Raw genomic sequence first — 22018 nt, 5'->3', positions numbered from 1 at the left:
GTCTAATTACAAGTCGTATCATTTTATGGACAGAAGAAGAGCTCTTATGAATTTGGGAATCATCTCCGGAGGGTTGGTTCTTTTGCCTTCCTGTGAGTTTTCAAAAGAAAAGGCAACGATTGCATTGAACAATCTTAAAATTAGTGCTTCACAGGAAAACTTACTTAAGGATATCACATCATCCATAATTCCAAACGGAGAGATTCCTGGAGCCCTTGAGCTTAAAGTTGATGAATTTGTTTGGGTCATGCTTGACGATTGTTTTTCAAAAGAAGGACAGGAGGAATTTTTAAAGGGCCTAAATTCTTTTAACGATGCAGTTACCACGAAAAGTGGTTCTTTTTTTAATAAGCTGACGGAAAAAGAACGGTCATCCATTATGCAATCACTGGAAGAAAGCGCTCCGGTTGATGAAAATGATAAGGTTGGTCCATTTTTAAAAACTTTAAAGCAACTGTGTATTTTTGGATTCATGCAATCCGAATTCATTATGACTGAAGTAATGCCTTATTCACTGGTACCCGGTAAATACGGAGTCTGCGAAACCATCGACCCCAAAAAAAGAATAAACGTTAATGGCTAATATAAATCTAGACAACGAAAAAGAAAACAGCTACGATGTAATCGTCATTGGATCCGGAATGAGCGGAGGATGGGCGGCAAAAGAGTTCGCGGAGAAAGGATTGAAGACTTTGGTGATCGAGCGGGGAAAAGAAGTAAAACACAATGTGAATTATCCGACCACAAATCTAAATCCCTGGGAGTTTAAACACAGGGGTGTCATTACTCAGAAAACGAGAGATGAAAACCCCATTGCAAGCAGGTGTTATGTTTTCAATGAAGATGCTGAACACTTTGTTTCAAAGGACAAGGAACATCCATATATACAGGAAAAACCTTTTGACTGGATCAAAGGGTATCAAACAGGTGGGAAATCGCTCTTATGGGCCCGGCAGACACAGCGCTGGAGTCAATATGATTTTGACGGCCCAAGGCGAGATGGATTTGCAGTTGAGTGGCCCATAGGTTACAAGGATCTGGCTCCCTGGTACAGTTATGTGGAAAAGTTTGTGGGAATTGCGGGTAATTACGATGGTTTGGACATCTTGCCTGACGGGGAGTTCTTGCCCGGAATGGGGCTTAATTGTATTGAAGAGCATTTTAAATCCTCGGTTGAAAAGAATTACTCAGACAGATATGTCATCAGTGGCAGATGTGCCCATATTACGGAACAAAGGGACATTTTTGCAAAGCAGGGCAGAGCTACTTGTCAGTACCGAAATTTGTGTCAGCGCGGTTGTCCGTTTGGGGGGTATTTCAGCAGCAATTCAAGTACCCTGCCATGGGCCATGAAAACAGGAAATCTCACCATGATCCATAATTCTGTGGTTCATTCCATTCTTTATGATGATCAAAAAGAAAAGGCAAAGGGTGTTAGGGTCATCGATTCCTCAACTAAGGAAGACAAAGAGTATTATGCTTCCATTATTTTCGTTAATGCAGGAGCTTTGAACACGAATCTGATTTTATTGAATTCAACCTCAGGTCGTTTCCCTCAGGGATTAGGTAATGATAATGGGCTTATGGGAAAATTCATCGCTTTTCACAATTACAGAGCCACCATTTACGCTGAGTATGATGGATATTCTGACAAGCACACTACCGGAAGAGAACCCACTACCTCCTATTTACCCAGGTTTAGAAATGTCAAGAAGCAAGAAACAGATTTCTTAAGAGGTTATGCAGCCGGTTTTAGTGCTCGCCGACAAATTATTACCGATTACAACGGCTTTGGAGAAGAATTAAAAGAAAACCTTCTGAATCCAAAATACGGGGTTTGGCAAATGCGTTCCCATATGATGGGAGAAACAATTCCAAAAGAAACGAATCACGTAAAACTGGATGTTACAAAAACAGACGACTGGGGAATTCCATTACTGAGAATCGATGTGGATTACGATGAGAATGATGAAAAAATGGTAAAGGATTATCATGAACAGTTCACTGAAATGTTTGAAATGGCCGGATTCTCTAATATCAAAACCCAGGATTCTAAACAAGCTCCGGGCCTTGATATTCATGAAATGGGAGGTGTAAGAATGGGTAAAGATCCAAAAACTTCATTATTGAACAAATGGAACCAGTTGCATGCATGTAAAAATGTTTATGTGACGGACGGGGCCTGTATGACCTCAACTTCAACCCAGAATCCATCCCTGACCTACATGGCACTTACGGCCAGGGCATGTGACCATGCAATTAAGGAAAGTAAGGCTTAATACGCATTGATATGAAGAGAGTTTATGAGAAAAATCAGAATAGTTACACTTGTTGCAACTGAATTCAATATTCATTAGTTTTGCTGAAAACAAACTCTATGAAAAAAATATTTTTGGTTGTAAGCTTGTTGCTCACTTATATTGCATATGGTCAGAAACAGGAATTAAAACTTGGCGCGGACGTATGGCCTTTGTTTACAAATGTTGAAAATGAAAAATCAATTTTAACCGACCTGGTAAGCGAAGCTTTATCGAGATCGGAGATTAGTTCAACTTTTGAGATTGATGAATTTTCTCAGGTTTTGAGTAAAATAGATAATGGAGAATATGATGGGAGCCCGGGACTCTGGATCAGTGAGGCAAGAAAAGAAAAATACCTTTTTTCCAAACCTTATTTGTACAACCAGCTTATTTTAGTTGGACGCAGGGGCAGTGATGTGAGTGCAAAATCTTTTTCTGATCTCGAAGGAAAAAGAATAGGTGTTGTCAGTAATTACGAATACGGTGATTTTGATAACAGTGAAAATCTTGAGATAATACCAGACCTGAGCAATCAAAAGAATCTTGAAAATCTTCTTTCAGAGAAGATCGATTATATGCTTGTTGACGCCCTTCTCATTCAATATATGTTAAAGCATCAGTTGAATGATGTCACAAAGTATCTGGCAATCGGTCAGTCTCCATTAATGGTAAAATCTCTTCATCTGGCTCTTGGGAAAAATGTTAAAAATGCGCAGGAAATCCTTGACGATTTTGATAAAACGATTGAAGCTATGACTACAGATAAAAGTTTCAACAGGATTTTGGAATTAAATTGGGTAAGAGCGGATGTGGACGGAGACGGTAAAACGGAATTGGTCCTGGGCAGTAATATGGCAGGATCTTCGGCACCAAAAAACATTTATGGGTTAATGATGGATAACAGTTATAAACAGAATAACGAACCTCAACGATATTATGTAGACGGCAAACTTTATGAAGACTGGGATAAGGTCCCTAAAAGTTATAAACTTGATTTAGTGGAAGACAATACCCCTAGTGAAAAAGATACTTATATTCGCTTGGATTTTTAAGAAGTAAATCAATCTGATCTAAACCTGCCACCCTTTTGGGTTGGCAGGTTTTTTTTTGCTAAATTAGAGGAAGCTGGCAAAATAACCTTAACCAAAGACCCCATGGAATTAAAAGATGTAATGAAAGAATTGGAATCCTATGCTGACCCGCGAACCAAAAATACGCATATGATTCATGGAGGCAAGGAACCTATTTTTGGGGTCAAAGTCGGAGATCTCAAGAAAATATTGAAAAAAACAAGAAAAAATCATGAATTATCACTGGCCTTATATGAGACAGGAAATTCAGATGCCATGTATTTGGCAGGACTGATGGCCGACGAAAAGCAAATCACAAAGGAGCAGTTAAATAGATGGGTAGAAAGCGCCTATTGGTATTTTTTAAGTGAATACGCGGTGGCCTGGGTAGCAGCAGAAAGTCAACATGGTTTTGATCTGGGGCTGGAATGGATCAGGTCAGACAAAGAGTCTGTTGCCTCAGCCGGCTGGTCTACATTATCAAATTTCGCAAGTATTAATACTGAACTTGATCTTGATACATATTCCTCCTTACTGGATGAAGTTAACAAAACAATCCATAAAGCAAAAAACAGGGTAAAATACACCATGAATGGATTTGTTATAGCCGTTGGAAGTTATGTGCCTGAACTTTCAGAAAAAGCCAAAAGAGTGGCCCAAAATATTGGAAAAGTAGACGTTTATATGGGCGAGACCTCTTGTAAAGTTCCCTTGGCGACAGAATATATAGCGAAGGTAGAAAACAGAGGTACAGTAGGTAAAAAAAGAAAACAGGCAAGGTGTTAAGTCATGTATCATGGGTTTTAAAGTTATAATTACAGGTACCACCGGAATGGTGGGTAAAGGGGTATTGCTCGAGTGTATAGATCACGAAAAAATTGAACAGGTCCTAATCGTAAACCGAAGTACTGCCGGTATACATCATAAAAAAGTTAGAGAAGTCCTGATTACGGATTTTTTTGATCTTTCCAGCCTCAGGGACCATTGGAAAGAATACGATGCCTGTTTTTTCTGCCTGGGAATTACTTCCCTTGGGCAATCAGAGGAAACCTATTCAAAAATAACTTACGACTTAACCATAAATTTTGCTCAAAATTTATACAACAAAAATGATAATGCAATTTTTTGTTACGTAAGCGGAGCAGGCACAGACAGCACGGAAAAAGGAAATTCCATGTGGGCAAGGGTGAAGGGAAGAACAGAGAACAGATTGCTAAACATGGGTTTTAAAAGTGCTTATATGTTCCGTCCGGGATATATACAACCTTTAAGGGGTATTAAATCAAAAACTCAGTGGTATGCGCTTTTATATTTGATCTTTAAACCCATTTATTTGCTCTTAAAACATTTTCCTTCAACGGCAACAAATACAACCAATATGGGTTTGGCCATGATCAATACCCTTTCCGGAAATTACCAAAAGAAAATTCTTGAAAATAAAGACATTAATGAACTTGCACAAAAAAATATTGAAAACCCAAATTAGATATCTTTCCTTTTTACTCCTTTTTATAATGGTTTCCATGACACATGTTACTCATTCACAAACCCTTCCTGTTATTATCGATACGGATGCCAATAATGAAATCGATGATCAGCATGCAATTGCCTATGTCTTGTTGAACAAGGAAGTATTTGATGTAAAAGGAATCACTGTGAATGCAACTTACAATGGGGGAAATATTGATCAACATTTTGAGGAGGCACACAGGGTTGCTAAATTATGTGGTGCAGGCGGTAAAATTCCTGTATTAAAAGGAGCGGATCAAAACTTTGAAAAGATCAGTCCCAAATTAAACACACCTGATCATGACGGAAATAAGGCAGTGGACTTTATTATATCCGAGGCGAATAAAATTCAGGATCAAAAACTAGTCTTACTTGCCATTGGAAAACTTACCAATGTGGCACTAGCCTTGAAAAAAGACCCGGGTATTATGAGCAAAATTCGTCTGGTCTGGCTGGGTTCTAATTACCCTCAGCCTGGAGAATACAATTTGGAAAATGATATTGGATCAATGAACTACATCTTAAACTCAAAAGTACTTTTTGAGATGGTAACGGTCAGATACGGAGAAAGTACAGGAACAGACGCTGTCAAGCTAACCAAAAATGACGCAAGAAAAAATATCGCAGGCAGAGGTCCTCGTTATCCAGAAGGGATTACAGGAAGGCACGGAGGCACATTTTACACCTTTGGAGATTATGCCATGGATCTTTTTGAGCACATTGATTATTACGGGAACCCTCCCTCAAGATCACTGTTTGACATGGCTGCTGCTGCCATAATCAAGAATCCTGAATGGGGTCACTCATATGAAGAAAAAGGGCTATATATGGAAAAAGAAGTATGGAAGAAAAATGAAAGCAATCAGCGCGTGATTACCATATGGGAAAATTTCGATAAAGAAAATATACTACTGGACTTTTACAATACCCTGAACAAGCGAAACCAATAAATAAAGGCCTCAAATGAGGCCTTCTATCTATTTTTTTCTTTCATCAAATTGCCCTGCTATTTTTTCAGCATATTTTGGTGCTACCTCCGAAGCCGATTTTGGATCGGTAATGTTTACTGATATCACAGCGACCATTTGATCTCCCTTTCTGTCAAGGTCAAAAACCACCGTTTCAAGTTTATAAATATCAGATTGGTATGTTCGAGAGGAAGCAGGCATATAGGCCCCTCCATAACCATAAGGGGAATAGTAAGATCCGTAATACCCTCCAAAATAAGGATAATATCCACCTGCATAACCTCCGGTAGTGGTTGTATTGATCTCTGTCTTCATATCTTTGATCACCGTAAGAACAATCCCATTGATTCCTTCATTTCTGAATTTACGCTCAAGTTCATCGATCTGATCGGGAGTCATTTGCATATTGAGGTTTAGATCAGGATACTTCTTATAACTCTCAACGGCATCTACTCCCCTTGATTTCAGCTGTTTTACGATTTCCTGTTCAAATCTTTGCCGTCCTACAACGTCATCAACCCGAGCCATGACCACAAAATCGTCAGATTTTGAATCTGCAATATCAGGAGCTTTCCATGAATCGGTAACCGATACAGATGGACCACAACTAATCAAGACCATAATCAGACTAAAGAAAGCTATCCGGTATGTTATTTTTTTCATGTCTTTATTATTTAAATTAATCAATGTTTTAAACAAAAATACGAATTAATATACGCTTTTAAATCATAAGACTTTCTTAAAATCCATTCTCAAATTCAATCTTATTCAAACTGAGCAAAAACTTTATCAGCATATTTTGGCGCTACTTCAGCAGCCGATTTAGGATCTGTAATATCAACTGTTACAGCCGCAATGAGTTGTTTATTACGTTCTCGTTCCAGATCATAAACCACTGATTCCAAATGGTAGGTTTCAGAAGTATAGGTTCTTTGCGACACCGGAACATAAGCCCCGGAATATCCATAAGGAGAATATATTGACCCAAAATAATCTCCAAAATATCCATATCCGTCATAGTATCCGGGATAATAACCAACGCCTACCCCAACCCCTGAGGTTGAAGTTCGAGTTTCTTTGGAAGCATCCTTGATAACGGTAAGTACTATTCCGTTAAACCCTTCATTCTGAATGCCAGCAACCCATTTATCGATTTCCTCATCCGTCAACTGAATCAGAATGTTTAACGAGGGATACTGCTTATAACTTTCTACAGCTTTTATGCCTCCTGCTCTGAGTCGGGTTGAGATCTCCTGTTCAAATCGTTGCCTCCCCACCTGATCATCTACCCTGGCGATGACAAGATATTGTTCCTCTCTGGCCTCATCAATATCATCAGCCTGCCAGGCATCCGTTACTTTTACTGAGGTCCCGCATCCCCAAAGGATCAAAATCGAACAGAGAACTATAAATCCATTTATTTTTTTCATGTAATTTAAATTTGGTTGATTTAATGATTTGTAAATTTACATCTATTATCTCAAAATAATTTTCAAAAGCATACATTTGTCTCGTAAGATTTGATCAAAGGTTTTATGATTATAAAATATAAGATGGTTTCATCCTCGGTGATTTCAGGCAAACTACTGCTTTTGGTATCACTTTTTTTGTTGCCTTGTCTTGTTTGGTCACAGTTTTCTTCGAATATATCCAGAAATGAAGAAAAGAGAAATTTAGTCAGTTTATCAGGTAGCTATGGGGAATTTATTGAAAGAGATGCCTGGTTTTACGGATTCAACGGAGAGTTTAGCAGAAGACTGCAGAACATACCCATTGGTTTTGCAGGCAGCCTCATGTGGGACCAGGAAAAAGATGTAAAGAAAGATAAGATAGTCAGCACTTTTACGGCTGCCATTACCGGATCCTATTTAATAAGTGATCGCTGGTCGGTAGGAACAGGTCTTGGTAAAGGGTTTATGGATACGAACAATCCGGAAAAAAAATACAAATGGGCTGACGGAGACTGGTCAACGGCTCTGTTTTTCGGATATCAGATTCCTCTCAATCTAAAGAGTTCTTTGGGAATATCAGCCTCTTATGAGTATAATATGAGTGCAAATGAGACTTCTTTAAGTATCGATATTTCCTATGGTTTGAGTCTGTAAAGCCACCAATTAAAGAAGTTCAAGTCAATAGTCACTTTTAGAATCCTAACCTGGTAGTGCCTCTTTTGATCAATGTTGTCTCGATCACCGTTGTTGTATAATCCAGCTTGCTATTGTTTAACCTGTCCAGCAATTTTGTTGTAGCTACCCTGCCTATTTCTTTTCCATGCTGACTCATGGTTGTCAGGGGAGGATTACTGTTCATGGACAATAATCCATTTGTAAATCCAATGATCGATATGTCTTCAGGAATCCTTAGACCATGCCGGGATGCAATATTTACAGCAGATATTCCAGTTAATTCATTGGCCGCAATAATACCATCTACCTTTTCTGTAGACAGAATTCTATTTAAATCTGCTGAAAAATCTTTGTATTCCTCAATAGACAGTACTTTTTCCTCAAGATTACCATGTTCACGCAGCGCAAAAGCATAGCCCCTGTATCTGTTTTTTCCAATCGTAGTCGTACTTATCGGAGATATGAAAAGTATGTTACGTGCTCCAGCTTTAAGTAATTCCTTTGTTGCAAAATAAGTAGATTCAAAATCATTGATAATGACCTTGTCACATTCAATCCTGTCATCTACACGATCAAATAGTGTAACAGGGATTCCATTTGACATGATCTCATTTACATGATCAATCTGTCCCAGTTCCTGCGTTTCCTTGCTCAAAGACATCAATATGCCGTCAACATTTCCCTGAGAGAGCATTTCCAGTGTAGCTTTTTCCTTTTCAAAAGACTCGTTGGAAAAACAAGTAAGAATATTATAGCCTTTTTTACTGGCCTCTTTTTCTATTCCCCTTAAAACGCGAATAAAAAAAGGAGCCCTCATGTCCGGAATAACCACACCGATAATTTTAGTCCTCCTGGTTTTTAAACCCTGGGCCAGTAAATTAGGTGAATAATTGTACTTTATTGCCGCTGTTTTGACCTTCTTCTTGGTAGCCTCACTTATCTCATAGCTATCGTTTAAGGCTTTTGAAACTGTTGAAACAGAGACTTTTAAAATACTGGCTAACTCCTTAAGGGTTATTTTCTTATTCTTCATTCTATGGCTGCATCTTTATCTTGAATTCAGTGCCCGAAAGTTAACAAAAAAACCATTGACACGAACTTTACAAGCTTTTTATACGATCATCCTTTTAAAATCCTAAAATTATCCATAAAAAAAGCCCTTCGATCAGAAGGGCTTTTTTGTGCGGGCGGAGGGACTCGAACCCACACACCTTGCGGCACTAGATCCTAAGTCTAGCGTGTCTACCAATTTCACCACGCCCGCGAAAATTGGATTGCAAATATAATCATTTTTGCAAATTAGCAAACAATGTTTAAGAAATTTGTTCCCTCTTTTTAAAAAGTATCTTTTATCCAGTTATATGGAGCTCTCTTAACCCACAAACCTCTCGTAAAATCAGGGAAATCCTGGGGCTCACCATTGTTCGCAATAGATTGTTCAGATAGCGGGGTAATCGAACTCCAGGCCGCAGCATCATATACATCCATAGGAGGCGCAATTTGTCGTTTAACAGACTCCACAAAGGCATTTATGACAAAGAAATCCATCCCACCGTGACCAGCTCCGGTCGCATGCTCTCCGTATTTCACCCAAAGCGGGTGATCGTATTTTTTTAACCATTCATCTGCATCATCCCAGGTATGCGGCTTTGATACTCCTTCGATATATATTCTATTACCGTCAACTTCCCAAAGACCCTGTGTTCCCTGTACCCTGAAACCTAAGGAATAAGGTCTTGGCAAACTCGTATCATGGGTTACTATAATCGTTTCACCGTTAGATGTTTCTATGGTTGAAGTAATCACATCTCCCATTTTAAAATTCAGTTTCGCATTTGGGTGGTCCTTACCTCCGTGCTCCACGATATAGTTATGTAAACCCCTGCTTTTTGTGGCATGAGAAGTCATTGACAAAAAACGGTTACCTCGGTTTATGTTGGTCATCGCGGCTATTGGACCCACCCCATGGGTGGGATATACATCGGCATTTCGCAGCAGAGAATGCTGAGTTCTCCATCTTGCCTCGCTGATTCCTTTTTCTCCAAATTCAACACCTTTACCATAAGCTGTCTTTCCATCATTCAGTTTTACAAAACGAAGGTCATGCTGATATCCGCATCTAAAATGCATCAATTCACCAAAAACATTTTGCCTTACCATATTAAGTACTGCCAAAATATCTCTTCTGTAGTTCACATTTTCCAGAATCATTAGATGTGTACCGGTCTGCTCGTGAATATTCACCAGGTCCCAGCATTCTTCCATCGTATTGGCGGCGGAGACCTCAAGGCCAACATATTTACCTGCAAGCATGGCATCTTTTGCCATACGGGCATGCCAGAGCCATGGAGTCGAAATGATCACGGCGTCCAAGGATTCCAGTTCCAGAAGATTTTTATAATCCAATTCATTTTTGCCAAAAACTTCAGGCTTTTTCTTGCCGCTTTTCTCTATCGTATCCAGATTGAGCGAAATCCTGTTTTCGTCAATATCGCAAATTGCGGTCACCTCAACATCGTCTCTTAACAATAAATTGTTGAGATGGTTAGTCCCTCTTAAACCCACACCGATCAAACCAATATTGACCTTACTTTCACTTTTCGAATTAGCAAAACCAATGTGAGGGAAAACCGAAATTCCCGCACTTGCCAGTGATGTATTTTGAATAAATTTTCTCCTTGAACTCATCAATTAATTTGTAGTTAAATTTCTATTTGATTTCCTTTCATGAAAATATAAAGACTTCTTTTGTCTATATTTGTTTGCATCTAAAATTAGTGAAAAATGTCAGGGGTAAAAAAATACATTGATCAAAATAAAGACCGGTTTATTGAAGAATTGCTTCATTTGCTAAGAATACCATCGGTAAGTGCCGATAAATCCTATGAAAAAGATGTATTGGATACTGCCCAGGCCGTTCATGATTATCTGCAAAAAGCAGGTTGCAACAAGGTGGAAATCTGTAAAACTCCTGGTTACCCTATCGTATTTGGAGAACATATAATTGATGAGAATCTCCCCACGGTCTTGGTTTACGGTCATTACGATGTTCAGCCCCCTGATCCGATTGATCTCTGGGAATCACCTCCTTTTGAACCGGTGATCAAGTCTACTGACCTCCATCCTGATGGAGCAATATTTGCTAGAGGTGCATGTGACGATAAGGGACAAATGTTTATGCACTTGAAGGCCTTTGAGATCATGATGAAACTGAATTCGCTTCCCTGCAATGTCAAATTCATGATAGAAGGAGAAGAAGAAGTGGGCTCAGAAAGCCTGGACTGGTTCGTGAAAAGAAATCAGGACAAATTAAAAAATGATGTTATTCTAATATCTGATACCGGAATGATCAGCAACTCCCAACCCTCGATAACAACGGGATTGAGAGGATTGAGTTATGTTGAAGTTGAAGTGACCGGCCCTAATCGCGATCTTCATTCAGGGCTCTACGGAGGTGCGGTGGCTAATCCGATTAACGTCTTATCAAAAATGATCGCATCACTTCACGATGAAAATAATCACATCACCATTCCCGGTTTTTATGATAAGGTCATCGAGGCAACCGAAGAAGAACGGAATGAAATGGCAAAAGCTCCGTTTTCACTTGAAAACTATAAAAAGGCTCTCGATATTGATGAAGTATACGGTGAAAAAGGATATACTACCAATGAAAGAAATTCCATCAGGCCCACGCTTGATGTAAATGGAATCTGGGGAGGCTATACCGGAGAAGGCGCCAAAACCGTGATTGCAAGTAAAGCTTATGCCAAGATTTCCATGCGACTAGTACCGGATCAGGATCCTGATGAAATTACTGAATTGTTCAAAAATCATTTTGAGAAAATTGCTCCAAAAGCTGTGAAAGTCAAAGTAAATCCCCACCATGGGGGTCATGCCTATGTTACTCCAATTGATAATATTGGTTACCAGGCAGCAAACAAAGCTTATACTGATACTTTTGGGGTTCCGGCAATTCCTCAGAGATCAGGGGGAAGTATTCCTATTGTCGCATTATTTGAAAAAGAGTTGAAGAGCAAAACGATTCTGATGGGATTTGGATTGGATAGTGATGCTATTCATTCACCTAACGAACACTACGGGGTTTTCAATTACCTCAAAGGAATAGAAACCATCCCTTTGTTTTACAAGTATTATGTAGATTTATTTAAAATGAATCCTTCTTAAAATACGCTCTGGATTCCTTTCTCTTGAAAATTTTAACAAAACTTTATCATAACAAAGACAATATCTGAGCAACATATAGAAGGATTGTTACGTTGTCATTAACTAAACCCTCCTCTATTATGGTAAAAGAATTCTTCTGGATGTGCTCGGGCGCAGACACAGATCTACTTCAGGAAAGTCCAAAATCTGAGCAAATCAAATATGCCGGAATTGGCGGAACCGTATTTTTTACAGCGGTCATGGCGTTCATTTCAAGTGGATATGCCCTGTATACTGTATTTGACAATGTTTACCTGTCAGTTGTTTTTGGCTTGATCTGGGGCCTGTTAATTTTCAATCTAGATCGTTTTATAGTATCTACCATTAAAAAGCGTGACAATTTCTGGCAGGAATTATTGCAGGCTTCACCAAGAATCATACTTGCCATAATAATAGCCATTGTAATCTCAAAACCGCTGGAGCTTAAAATCTTTGAAAAAGAAATCGATCAGGTATTGCTTGAGCAAAAGAATGAAATGACCTTAGCGAATCAGGTTCAGATTTCAGAGCAATTTACGCCTGAAATTGAACGTATTGAAAATGAGATCAAAGACATCGAGGAAAAAGTATATAACAAAGAGAAAGAGGTAAACGAACTATATGACACTTATATTTCTGAAGCTGAAGGCACAAAAGGCACGATGAAGTTAGGTAAAGGGCCTGTCTATAAAGAAAAAAGAGAAAAGCACGATGCTCAGTTAAAAGAATTACAAACCCTGAAGGAATCAAGTGCTGAAAAGATAGAAGCCAAAGAAAATACACTAAAGGAACTTCGTGAGAAGCAAAAGGCTCAGGTTATGAACAGCCAGCCTATAATTGACGGTTTTGACGGCCTTATGGCCAGAATTAACGCCTTAAACAAGCTTCCGGCCTTGCCATCTATGTTCATTCTCTTGCTGTTTATGGCCATTGAAACTGCTCCTGTGTTTGCAAAGGTTATGGCGCCTAAAGGAGCCTATGACCTAAAATTTGAAGAACAGGAAGACACGTTAAAAGTATGGGTCACCCAACAGAAGAACCAGCGAGCAGCAGTTATGCAAACCGACAGTACACTTAATGAAAAAGTTTATTATGATGTGGCCGAAGATGATGAAATTTATGAATACAAGCGCAGTAAAGCCAAGGATATTCTAAAACTGCAGTCAGATTCTTTTTACAAGAAACAAAAAGATGTTTTAGGTTAAAAACATTATTTACTGAATACAAATAAACTTATCTTTAGGCCTTTAAAAATGACATGGCCATTCTAAGTACAAATCGATTACTTATTGAAAAAGTAAACCTGGAAGATGCTCCTTCTTTGATCAAATTGATGAATGACAAGGACTGGATCAGGAATATCGGGGACAGAAACATCAGGACGCTTGAAGCGGCACATGAACATATTAAAGAGCGCTTTTTTAAAAGTTATGATGAATCTGACTTTGGATTTTATGCGGTCAGACTTAAAAGTAACAAAGCTTTTATTGGAGTCGCGGGCCTGATTCACAGGGAAGGGCTTGAACACGTTGATATTGGCTATGGTTTTTTACCTGAATACAGGGGGAAAGGCTATGCTTTTGAGGCGGCAAAATCCATTTTTGACTATGGGATGAATGAGTTGAAAATTGAAAAGATACTAGCTATTGTAAACCCGGATAATAAGGCCTCCATACATCTTCTTGAAAAATTAGGATTACGTTATGAAAAAATGGTAAGATTACCTGATGAAGAAAAAGATATCATGCTTTTTTCCTGAATAATAGAATTAGTAGCAAAACATTTCAAATTCTTTGGTTAAACCATCTCTTTATGCAAAGGTCAAATACAATAAATTCAATCACAATTATATAGGAATAATGAAAAAATTTACGAATAGGAGTATACACAGGGACTTTGCCTACTTTTATGTTGGATTACTGATTGCCTTTTCATTTTCAGGAATCATATTGAATCACAGGCAGGACTGGTATCCGATGGATTATACCTACGAATCGCTTGAGGTGAGTATCCCCGTACCGGAAACCATATCAAATCTTGATGAAGAGTATCTTAAAAAAGCTGTTTTAGACTGGGATAAACAAGTTGAATTTGATAGTTACAGACTAAGAGGTAATGATCTAAGAATCTACTTTAAGAACAATGTTGTTGCAGATATTGATGCGAGTAACGGAAAAGGAATACTCGAGTATAAAAAACGCACCCCATTTCTTGGCCATACCATGTACCTGCATAAGACAACAAATAAATTCTGGATCTGGTACTCAGATATTTTTGGGGCGGCAATGATCTTAATTGCAGTAACCGGTATTTTAATTCCATCAGGGAAGAACGGTTTTAAAAAAAGGGGTTGGAAACTGGCACTCGCTGGCCTGATATTTCCACTTGTCTTTTTGTTTCTCCTTTCTTAAAGTTGAATTTACCAGTAGTACTTTATTACGCTATGAACATATTATTTTACCTAATTTAGAGGTAACATAGGATTAGTTTGAAGTTATATTTATTTTTATTCAAAAAAATAAATGGGTTCTACGCCTTTTATATCAAACGATTTTATTGAGTCTCATACAGATTTTGGTGAACTCATTGAAACTTTAAGATCCGGATTTGGAGAAAATCAGGTTGAGACACCCATGAGGCATCATCACGATTACGCAAACCCAAAGGAGAATATTGATTCAACCCTGCTACTTATGCCATCATGGGAGGCGGGTATAGATTTAGGCGTAAAAATAGTATCCGTAAACCCAAATAACGGCAACTATGGGCTTCCTTCAATTCAAGGGACCTATCTTTATCTCAATGCGCATAACGGAAGCCTAAATGCAATTTTTGATGCCAAGGCTCTGACTGCCAAAAGAACGGCAGCAGCCTCAGCCCTTGCGGCTTCTTATCTTGCCCACCCCAAAGCGTCAACCCTCTTAATGCTTGGTACGGGCGTATTATCTTCCAATCTGATCAAAGCTCATGCCACTGTAAGTCCATTGAAAAAAGTTTATATCTGGGGAAGAAGTTATGACAAAGCCCTTAAAATTGCCCGTTTATTTGAACAGGAAGATATCGAGGTCATTCCTGTAAAGGACTATGATTCCTATATCCATGAAAGTGATATTATTTCCACCGCCACATTATCAGCTGATCCCTTGATAGATGGGACTAAACTTCGAAACGGACAGCATCTTGATTTGGTTGGAGCCTATAAAAAAGATATGAGAGAGGCTGATGATGCTTGTGTTTTAAGGTCGAGCATTTTTTTAGACACCTTTCAAGGTGGCCTGAAAGAATCAGGTGATATAGCAATTCCTTTACACAAGGGATTGCTCAAAAAAGAGGATATCAAAGCTGATTTATTCGGTTTGTGCGGCGATCGTCATCCGGGGCGGGAAAATTCAGATGAGATCACCCTTTTTAAATCGGTTGGGCATGCTTCTGAAGATTTATTTGGAGCCAGATATTACTTTGAACAGTATAAAAAAGACAGATCAAAGCGATGAAAACTTTCGATAGAATTCAACAAAAGAAAAGCTATGATCCCCCAAGGGAATGGCTTAAAATCAAGACCATTGACATGCATACAGGAGGTGAACCTCTTAGGGTGATCACCGAAGGTTTTCCTGAACTCAAAGGGAATTCCGTTCTTGAATACAGAAGATACTGCAAGGAAAACCTTGACCATTTAAGAACGGCACTCATGTTTGAACCAAGAGGGCATGCGGACATGTACGGTTGTATTTTAACTCCTCCCAACGATGATGAGGGAGATTTCGGGGTGATATTCTTGCACAACGAAGGATATTCGACGATGTGTGGCCATGCCATCATCGCACTGACCACCTTAAGTATTGAATTGAACTGGATCGATGCGAAAGACGGAGAGAATGAGGTAAAAATTGATGCTCCCTGCGGACGTATCATGTCATATGCTCATGTTCAAAACGGCAAAGTAAAAGGGGTTAGGTTTCTTTGTGTCCCAAGTTTTGTTGCCGGCCTGAATCGGTCAGTTGAAATACAGGGAATTGGAACCGTTACCTATGACCTTGCCTATGGAGGTGCATTTTACGCCTATGTGGACTTAGATAAGAACAATTTTGATTTCGACCTTTCAAAAGCTTCTTATCAGGAGCTCATAAAAACCGGAATGCAAATAAAAAAGGCAGTAATGGAAAGTGATGAATCGATAGTTCATCCCTTTGAAGAAGCCCTGGGCTTCCTCTACGGAACTATTTTTACAGGAAGGTCAGATCACGAGAATATCGATAGCAGGAATGTTTGCATATTTGCCGATGGAGAGGTGGATCGATGCCCCACAGGATCGGGAGTATCGGGTAGAATGGCCATACATTATCTGAGAAATGAAATACAGATCGGAGAAAAAATGAGCATTGAGAGCATCACCGATTCCGTTTTTAAAGGGTCTGTGGTGGAAGAAATTGATTTTGGGCCATTTAATGCTGTTGTGCCGCAAGTTGAAGGTACGGCGCATATTACAGGAATGCATACCTTTGTTATAGATCCTGATGACGCAATGAAATACGGATTCATACTTCGTTAACACATGAAGAATTCAGCTTACAATGACCTGCTGATAAGTACTCAAGAAGCACAAAAAGTACTTTTGGACCTTTATGGAATTCAGGGAAAAGCCCAAAGGCTTCCCGGGGAATACGATATGAATTTTAGAATATCCTCAAAGGGAGGTCCCCGATATATCCTGAAGATTTCAAGGCCTGATGCAGATTTGGATTCGCTCTATTTTCAGCAGCAATTATTGGATCATCTAAAACAATGCCATAAGGATTTAGTAGCTCCCGAAACATTTACTGACCTCTCTGGAAATTCAATCTCGTTTTATTCCGATCACAACAAAAATCAAAGAGCAGTCAGGTTGCTGAGCTGGATTCCGGGAAGGATTTACAGCGAAGTTCATCCCAAAAGGTCAAACTTAAGGCAAAGTCTTGGACTGTACTGTGGAAGGCTTACGTCGGCGCTTGAAGATTTTGAACACCCCAGTGCCCACAGAACCTTTGAGTGGGACCTTTCCAATTCACTGTGGACAACTGACCATATTGAGATCTTCGAGTCAAAGGAACAAATCATCATAGAATACTTTCAAAAAAGGTTTAAGTCATTTCAAAAAGAATACAAAAAGCTCCCAAAATCTGTAATTCACAATGATGCCAACGATTTCAATATCCTTGTCGATGAAAATTTAAAAGATCCTGAACTAACAGCTGTTATAGATTATGGAGACGCCATTCATTCTCAGACGATCAATGACCTTGCCGTGTGCTGCGCTTACGGAATAATGAACCTGACGGATCCCCTTTCAGGGGCCATTGAGATTGTTAAAGGATATCATCAGGGAAGGGCTCTTCAGGAAAAAGAATTATCGTTTCTTTATGATTGCATTGCCATGCGGCTCGTCATCACCCTGACAAAGTCTCGAATAAACCAAATCAAGGAACCCGATAATGAATACCTCCAGATTAGTTCCAGGCCGGCCTGGGAGCTTTTACTTCTGTGGAAGGAAATCAGTCCTGAATTTGCCCATTACAGTTTTAGACAAGCTTGCGGATTTACCGCGCATCCCAATGAAAACAAATTTAAAAAGTGGTCATTGGGCAACAAATCTGAACTTCGAAATTTATTCCCTACAGTACCCGCTGATGACTGTTATGATATCGATTTAAGCGTCTCGAGCACATGGTTAGGGCACTTAAGCGACTTTAGTGATTTCGACTATTTTGATTACAAAATCAACAAGCTTCAAAAGCAGCATCCAAAAAAGATAATTGCAGGGGGATACCTGGAGCCAAGGCTTGTGTACACCACTGAAGCCTATCAAAAAAAAGGCAATGACCGGAATGAAAGCAGAACAATCCATCTAGGAATTGATTTTTGGCTTGGGCCCGGAACTCCGGTTCACACACTTTTTGACGGGGAGGTGGTTGTTGCTGTAAATGATTCAGGAGACAAGGAATACGGAGGGCTGGTTATCCTAAAACACCTTGCTGAAGATTTTGAGTTTTACAGTCTTTATGGCCATCTGTCGGTAAAAAGTGCAACCTCCTTAAAACCGGGAGAGATTCTAAAATCCGGGGATCAGGTAGGCACTCTTGGAAACTATCCTGAAAACGGAAACTGGCCCCCTCATTTACATTTCGAAATCATGTTGTCTCTGCTCAATTTTAGGTCTGATTTTCCTGGTGTGGCATATGATAGTGAAATCCTTACCTGGAAAAGTATTTGTCCTGATCCCAATCTTTTGTTCCAACTCGAATCTCTTGGTCCGTACCAAAGTGAAAACAAGCAGGACCTGATAAAATTCAGGCAGAAATTTCTTGGTAAAGGAATGAGCCTGTCCTATGAGGAACCACTTCATATCGTCAGGGGAATGGGCCCTTACCTCATCGATCAAAAAGGAGTCATGTATCTTGATACAGTAAACAATGTTGCCCATACAGGACATGAGCATCCGGTTGTGGTAAAAGCCGGCCAGGAACAGATGTCTTTATTGAACACCAATACGCGGTATTTACACAAGAACATCATCAAGGCTACGGAAACCCTGTTATCAACCTTCCCTCCTGAGTTGTCGGTTGTCCATTTTGTTAATTCAGGCAGTGAGGCAAATGAACTGGCGCTTAGAATGGCAAAAACCGTAACCGGGCAAAATGATATCATCGCCTCTGAAATGGGATATCACGGAAATACAAATGCCTGTATCGAAATCAGCTCTTACAAGTTTGATGGAAAAGGTGGTGCAGGTTGTCCTGAGCATACTCATATTTTTCCTATTCCGGATAAATTCAGGGGTAAATACAGAGGAGAAAATACAGGAAAGAAATATGCCCTGGAAATAAAAAGGGTCATATCAAAATTAAGTGCTGAGGGCAAATCTCCTGCTGCGTTTATCATTGAACCCATAATAAGTTGCGGGGGACAGATAGAATTACCCGTTGACTTCTTAAAACATACCTATGAATCCATTCGAAAAGCGGGTGGAGTATGTATATCCGATGAAGTTCAGGTGGGTTGCGGCCGGGTTGGCTCATCTTTTTGGGGCTTTGAATTGTATGATGTTGTCCCGGATATCGTAACCATCGGCAAACCGCTCGGCAACGGCCATCCGGTAGCAGCGGTGGTTTGTACCAGGGAAGTTGCCGATAAATTTGCAAACGGGATGGAGTATTTTAATACCTTTGGCGGAAATCCTGTATCCTGCGCTATAGCCAATGCCGTAGTTCAACTGGTGAAAAATGAGAATCTTCAAAAGAATGCTTTGCGAACAGGGAATTATCTCAAAGAAGAATTAAAACAATTAAGCCTGTCTTATCCTATTCTAAAAGATATTCGGGGACAGGGCCTTTTTTTGGGTATTGAGCTCACTGATAAAAACCTGAAACCTCTTCCGGACAAAACAAAGTATCTGGCAAATCGTATGAAGGACAAAGGTATCCTGATGAGTATAGACGGTCCAGATCACAACGTCCTTAAGATTAAACCCCCAATGGTATTTTCATTGGAAAATTCGAAAAGCCTTTTAAAGGCATTATCAGAAGTCCTGGACGAAGATTATATGAAAATTTAAAATTTTATTTATGAAAAAAATAGTTCTTTTATTGACAGTAGTACTCCTAAGTTCCTTTTCCGAAATTGAAACTAAAGACGATAAAACTGAGATCAGAAAAGTAATGGCTGATCAACAGGAAGCTTGGAACAATTATGACCTTGAGGGCTTCATGCAGGGTTACTGGAAATCCGAAGAGTTGAAATTTTACGGAAGTAACGGGGTAACTTATGGCTGGAACAATACCCTGGCAAGGTATAAAAAAGCCTATCCTTCCAAGGAATATTCGGGAACTTTAAAATTTGTGATCAATGACATTTCAAAAATTTCAAGAGATGCTTATTATGTTATGGGTGAATACCATCTCGAACGATCTGTTGGAAATGCCGATGGGATCTTTATGATCATTTTTAAAAAAATCAAAGGAGAATGGAAGATCATTTCAGATACTTCCTGCTAAACGGATCGTGATAAATATCCTGAGTGCAAAATGAAATTAAACGAATCCAATTATATCACAAGAAAAGCAACTCTGGAGGACCTGCCAAGCCTTCTCAAATTTGAACAGGAACTGATCCAAACGGAAAGGCCCATGGATAAAACGATAAGGGAAGGAAATATCTCTTATTACAGCATAGAATCTTTTATAAAGTCTGAGGAGATTGAAGTAATTGTGGCTGAATTCCAAGGTGAAATAATAGCTTCGGGTTATGCAAAAATTATAGAAGACAGACATTATTTAAAGCACAGGTTCCAGGGTTATCTAGGATTTATGTTTGTCAAAGAATTGCACCGTGGCAAAGGAGTCAATAAGCAAATTGTTGATAGCTTGATACTATGGTGTAAAGCAAAAGGTGTCTATGAAATCCGGCTGGATGTGTACGATAAGAATCCCCAGGCCATAAAAGCCTATGAAAAAGCAGGATTTGAAAAACATCTAATAACCATGAGGCTAGATGCCAGAAATCATTGATCTTTTTCCATTAATCGCTCAATATCTTCAATTTCAATCGGCATTTCCTCAGTGAGGTTAATATTACCGTTGATGGTGATCAGGTAGTCATTTTCCAATCGGCAGCCAATTCCTTCTTCAGCAATATATATCCCTGGCTCACAGGTAAGAACCATCCCTCGCTCCAAAGGTCTGGAATATAAGCCCACATCATGTACGTCCAGTCCAATGTGATGTGCTGTTCCATGCATAAAATATTTCTTATACAACGGGTTATCAGGATCCTGATTATCAATATCTTCCTGAGACAATAATCCAAGACCTATCAATTCGGTTTCCACCAATGAAGCCATTTGCTCTTCATAATCTTTTGGAACAACTCCCGGCTTTAACAATGCTGACCCCTTTTTAAGACACCTTAAAACGGCTGAATAAACTTCCCTCTGTCGTTTAGAAAACTTTCCGTTTACCGGAAAACAACGCGTCGTATCCGAATTATAATTACCGTAACAAACACCAAAGTCCATCAAAATCATATCCCCTTCCTTGCAGAAGTCATCATTATTATTATAATGCAGGGCACAGGCATTTGATCCTGAGGCAACAATTGGCTTAAAAGCATGACGTTGAGCTCCTTCTTTTATAAGCTTATAACTTAATTCAGCCTCCAATGCATACTCCTTAATTCCAGGCTCGACTTTTTGCAACACTCTTTTAAACCCTTGAATACTAATCGCTGCTGCCTTCTTTATCATATCCACCTCTTCTTTTGACTTGATCTGCCTCAAAGACCTTGTAATTTTTGCAGCCCGGAAATAATCATGCAGTGGATACTTTCTTTTACACCACTTAATCAATCTGTCCTGTCTGGTTTCAACATCTTTGGTCACCCTTTTGATATGTTCGTTATGACCTAGATAAAAATTGTCGGCTTCAAAGGCCATCAATTGAAGGATTTTTTCAAAATTATCAACCCATTCAACCCTGGAAATTCCCGAAATATCCTTAGCCTGCTCCGCTGAAAGTTTCTCTCCCTCCCATATTTTAATGTGTTCGTTGGTTTCCTTTATGAATAATATCTCCTTGTTCTCTTCCTTGTAGGCATCCGGATAAAGCAACAGGAGCGTTTCCTCCTGATCAATTCCTGACAAGTAAAAAAGATCATTGTTTTGCGCAAAACCCATGCTGTCATCCGCATTTGTGACCTGAATATCATTAGAAGCGAGAAGTGCAATAGAATTTGGAAGCATCTCTTTTGAAAATTCTTTCCTGTTCTTTTTAAATACTGTCGATGGAAGGTTTTGATATCTCATACTTAGG

The 22018-nt window shown here is 39.3% G+C and carries 21 protein-coding genes and 1 tRNA gene; 16 read left to right on the top strand and 6 right to left on the bottom strand.

The window, feature by feature from the left end; all coding sequences use genetic code 11:
* The first annotated feature begins 25 nt into the window (after nucleotides 1-25).
* From LCM02_RS13175 to LCM02_RS13150, 6 genes are all read left to right on the top strand, one after another.
* Nucleotides 26-583: a gluconate 2-dehydrogenase subunit 3 family protein gene (locus LCM02_RS13175; RefSeq protein WP_224930980.1), complete on the top strand. Its 558-nt coding sequence runs from the start codon at nucleotides 26-28 to the stop codon at nucleotides 581-583.
* Complete coding sequence (locus LCM02_RS13170; protein ID WP_224930977.1) at nucleotides 576-2279, top strand: GMC oxidoreductase; 1704 nt, start codon at nucleotides 576-578, stop codon at nucleotides 2277-2279. Before LCM02_RS13175 ends, LCM02_RS13170 begins: the two co-directional genes overlap by 8 nt.
* A 98-nt stretch (nucleotides 2280-2377) precedes the next feature.
* Nucleotides 2378-3352 (top strand): substrate-binding periplasmic protein, encoded by a 975-nt coding sequence (locus LCM02_RS13165; RefSeq protein WP_224930974.1) that lies wholly within the window; start codon nucleotides 2378-2380, stop codon nucleotides 3350-3352.
* 102 nt (nucleotides 3353-3454) lie between these two features.
* Nucleotides 3455-4156 (top strand): DNA alkylation repair protein, encoded by a 702-nt coding sequence (locus LCM02_RS13160; RefSeq protein ID WP_224930971.1) that lies wholly within the window; start codon nucleotides 3455-3457, stop codon nucleotides 4154-4156.
* Nucleotides 4157-4166: 10 nt separating this feature from the next.
* Nucleotides 4167-4856, top strand: a complete 690-nt coding sequence (locus LCM02_RS13155; protein ID WP_224930966.1) for a Rossmann-fold NAD(P)-binding domain-containing protein — start codon at nucleotides 4167-4169, stop codon at nucleotides 4854-4856.
* A 37-nt stretch (nucleotides 4857-4893) separates the two neighbouring features.
* Nucleotides 4894-5829 (top strand): nucleoside hydrolase, encoded by a 936-nt coding sequence (locus tag LCM02_RS13150; protein ID WP_224930963.1) that lies wholly within the window; start codon nucleotides 4894-4896, stop codon nucleotides 5827-5829.
* Nucleotides 5830-5856: 27 nt separating this feature from the next.
* Here LCM02_RS13150 and LCM02_RS13145 read toward each other — a convergent pair whose 3' ends face one another.
* A complete protein-coding gene (locus tag LCM02_RS13145) occupies nucleotides 5857-6510 on the bottom strand; it encodes a hypothetical protein (RefSeq protein ID WP_224930960.1) in 654 nt (217 codons plus the stop codon).
* Nucleotides 6511-6611: 101 nt separating this feature from the next.
* Nucleotides 6612-7277, bottom strand: coding sequence for a hypothetical protein (locus LCM02_RS13140; RefSeq protein ID WP_224930957.1), 666 nt, complete (start codon nucleotides 7275-7277; stop codon nucleotides 6612-6614).
* Between the two features lie 105 nt (nucleotides 7278-7382).
* Here LCM02_RS13140 and LCM02_RS13135 point away from each other — a divergent pair, with 105 nt between their 5' ends.
* The gene (locus tag LCM02_RS13135) at nucleotides 7383-7952 is read left to right on the top strand and encodes a hypothetical protein (RefSeq protein WP_224930954.1); all 570 of its coding nucleotides are present in this window, start codon (nucleotides 7383-7385) and stop codon (nucleotides 7950-7952) included.
* Between the two features lie 37 nt (nucleotides 7953-7989).
* Here LCM02_RS13135 and LCM02_RS13130 read toward each other — a convergent pair whose 3' ends face one another.
* The 3 genes from LCM02_RS13130 to LCM02_RS13120 all read right to left on the bottom strand — a co-directional run bounded on the left by LCM02_RS13130 (nucleotide 7990) and on the right by LCM02_RS13120 (nucleotide 10661).
* Nucleotides 7990-9006, bottom strand: a complete 1017-nt coding sequence (locus LCM02_RS13130; RefSeq protein ID WP_224930950.1) for a LacI family DNA-binding transcriptional regulator — start codon at nucleotides 9004-9006, stop codon at nucleotides 7990-7992.
* 149 nt (nucleotides 9007-9155) lie between these two features.
* Nucleotides 9156-9237 (bottom strand) — tRNA-Leu (locus LCM02_RS13125).
* A 71-nt stretch (nucleotides 9238-9308) separates the two neighbouring features.
* On the bottom strand, nucleotides 9309-10661 hold the full coding sequence (locus LCM02_RS13120) for a Gfo/Idh/MocA family protein (protein WP_224930944.1): 1353 nt from the start codon (nucleotides 10659-10661) through the stop codon (nucleotides 9309-9311).
* Between the two features lie 96 nt (nucleotides 10662-10757).
* Between LCM02_RS13120 and LCM02_RS13115 the strand changes: the two genes are divergently transcribed.
* The 9 genes from LCM02_RS13115 (at nucleotide 10758) to LCM02_RS13075 (ending at nucleotide 20719) form a co-directional block, all read left to right on the top strand.
* Nucleotides 10758-12158 carry a dipeptidase gene (locus LCM02_RS13115; protein ID WP_224930942.1) on the top strand — a complete coding sequence of 467 codons (1401 nt, stop codon included), beginning with the start codon at nucleotides 10758-10760 and terminating at the stop codon, nucleotides 12156-12158.
* 119 nt (nucleotides 12159-12277) lie between these two features.
* The gene (locus LCM02_RS13110; RefSeq protein WP_224930938.1) at nucleotides 12278-13381 is read left to right on the top strand and encodes a DUF4407 domain-containing protein; all 1104 of its coding nucleotides are present in this window, start codon (nucleotides 12278-12280) and stop codon (nucleotides 13379-13381) included.
* A 53-nt stretch (nucleotides 13382-13434) separates the two neighbouring features.
* Nucleotides 13435-13935 (top strand): GNAT family N-acetyltransferase, encoded by a 501-nt coding sequence (locus tag LCM02_RS13105; RefSeq protein ID WP_224930936.1) that lies wholly within the window; start codon nucleotides 13435-13437, stop codon nucleotides 13933-13935.
* Nucleotides 13936-14035: 100 nt separating this feature from the next.
* Nucleotides 14036-14587: a PepSY-associated TM helix domain-containing protein gene (locus LCM02_RS13100; RefSeq protein WP_224930933.1), complete on the top strand. Its 552-nt coding sequence runs from the start codon at nucleotides 14036-14038 to the stop codon at nucleotides 14585-14587.
* A gap of 111 nt (nucleotides 14588-14698) precedes the next feature.
* A complete protein-coding gene (locus LCM02_RS13095) occupies nucleotides 14699-15670 on the top strand; it encodes an ornithine cyclodeaminase family protein (protein ID WP_224930930.1) in 972 nt (323 codons plus the stop codon).
* On the top strand, nucleotides 15667-16728 hold the full coding sequence (locus LCM02_RS13090; protein ID WP_224930927.1) for a proline racemase family protein: 1062 nt from the start codon (nucleotides 15667-15669) through the stop codon (nucleotides 16726-16728). The genes LCM02_RS13095 and LCM02_RS13090 overlap by 4 nt, the downstream gene beginning before the upstream one ends.
* A 3-nt stretch (nucleotides 16729-16731) precedes the next feature.
* Complete coding sequence (locus LCM02_RS13085; RefSeq protein WP_224930923.1) at nucleotides 16732-19767, top strand: aminotransferase class III-fold pyridoxal phosphate-dependent enzyme; 3036 nt, start codon at nucleotides 16732-16734, stop codon at nucleotides 19765-19767.
* A 10-nt stretch (nucleotides 19768-19777) separates the two neighbouring features.
* Nucleotides 19778-20206: a YybH family protein gene (locus LCM02_RS13080; RefSeq protein WP_224930920.1), complete on the top strand. Its 429-nt coding sequence runs from the start codon at nucleotides 19778-19780 to the stop codon at nucleotides 20204-20206.
* Nucleotides 20207-20236: 30 nt separating this feature from the next.
* Entirely contained in the window at nucleotides 20237-20719 is a 483-nt protein-coding gene (locus tag LCM02_RS13075) for a GNAT family N-acetyltransferase (protein ID WP_224930915.1), read from the top strand.
* Here LCM02_RS13075 and LCM02_RS13070 read toward each other — a convergent pair.
* A complete protein-coding gene (locus tag LCM02_RS13070; protein ID WP_224930911.1) occupies nucleotides 20713-22011 on the bottom strand; it encodes an aminopeptidase P N-terminal domain-containing protein in 1299 nt (432 codons plus the stop codon). The genes LCM02_RS13075 and LCM02_RS13070 overlap by 7 nt on opposite strands.
* Nucleotides 22012-22018 lie beyond the last annotated feature (7 nt).

The sequence above is a fragment of the Lutimonas saemankumensis genome, assembly GCF_020171465.1.
Taxonomy (GTDB): Bacteria; Bacteroidota; Bacteroidia; order Flavobacteriales; family Flavobacteriaceae; genus Lutimonas; species Lutimonas saemankumensis.
The sequence above is the reverse complement of the archived record's forward strand: the minus strand, read 5'-3'. Positions and strand labels throughout refer to the sequence as shown.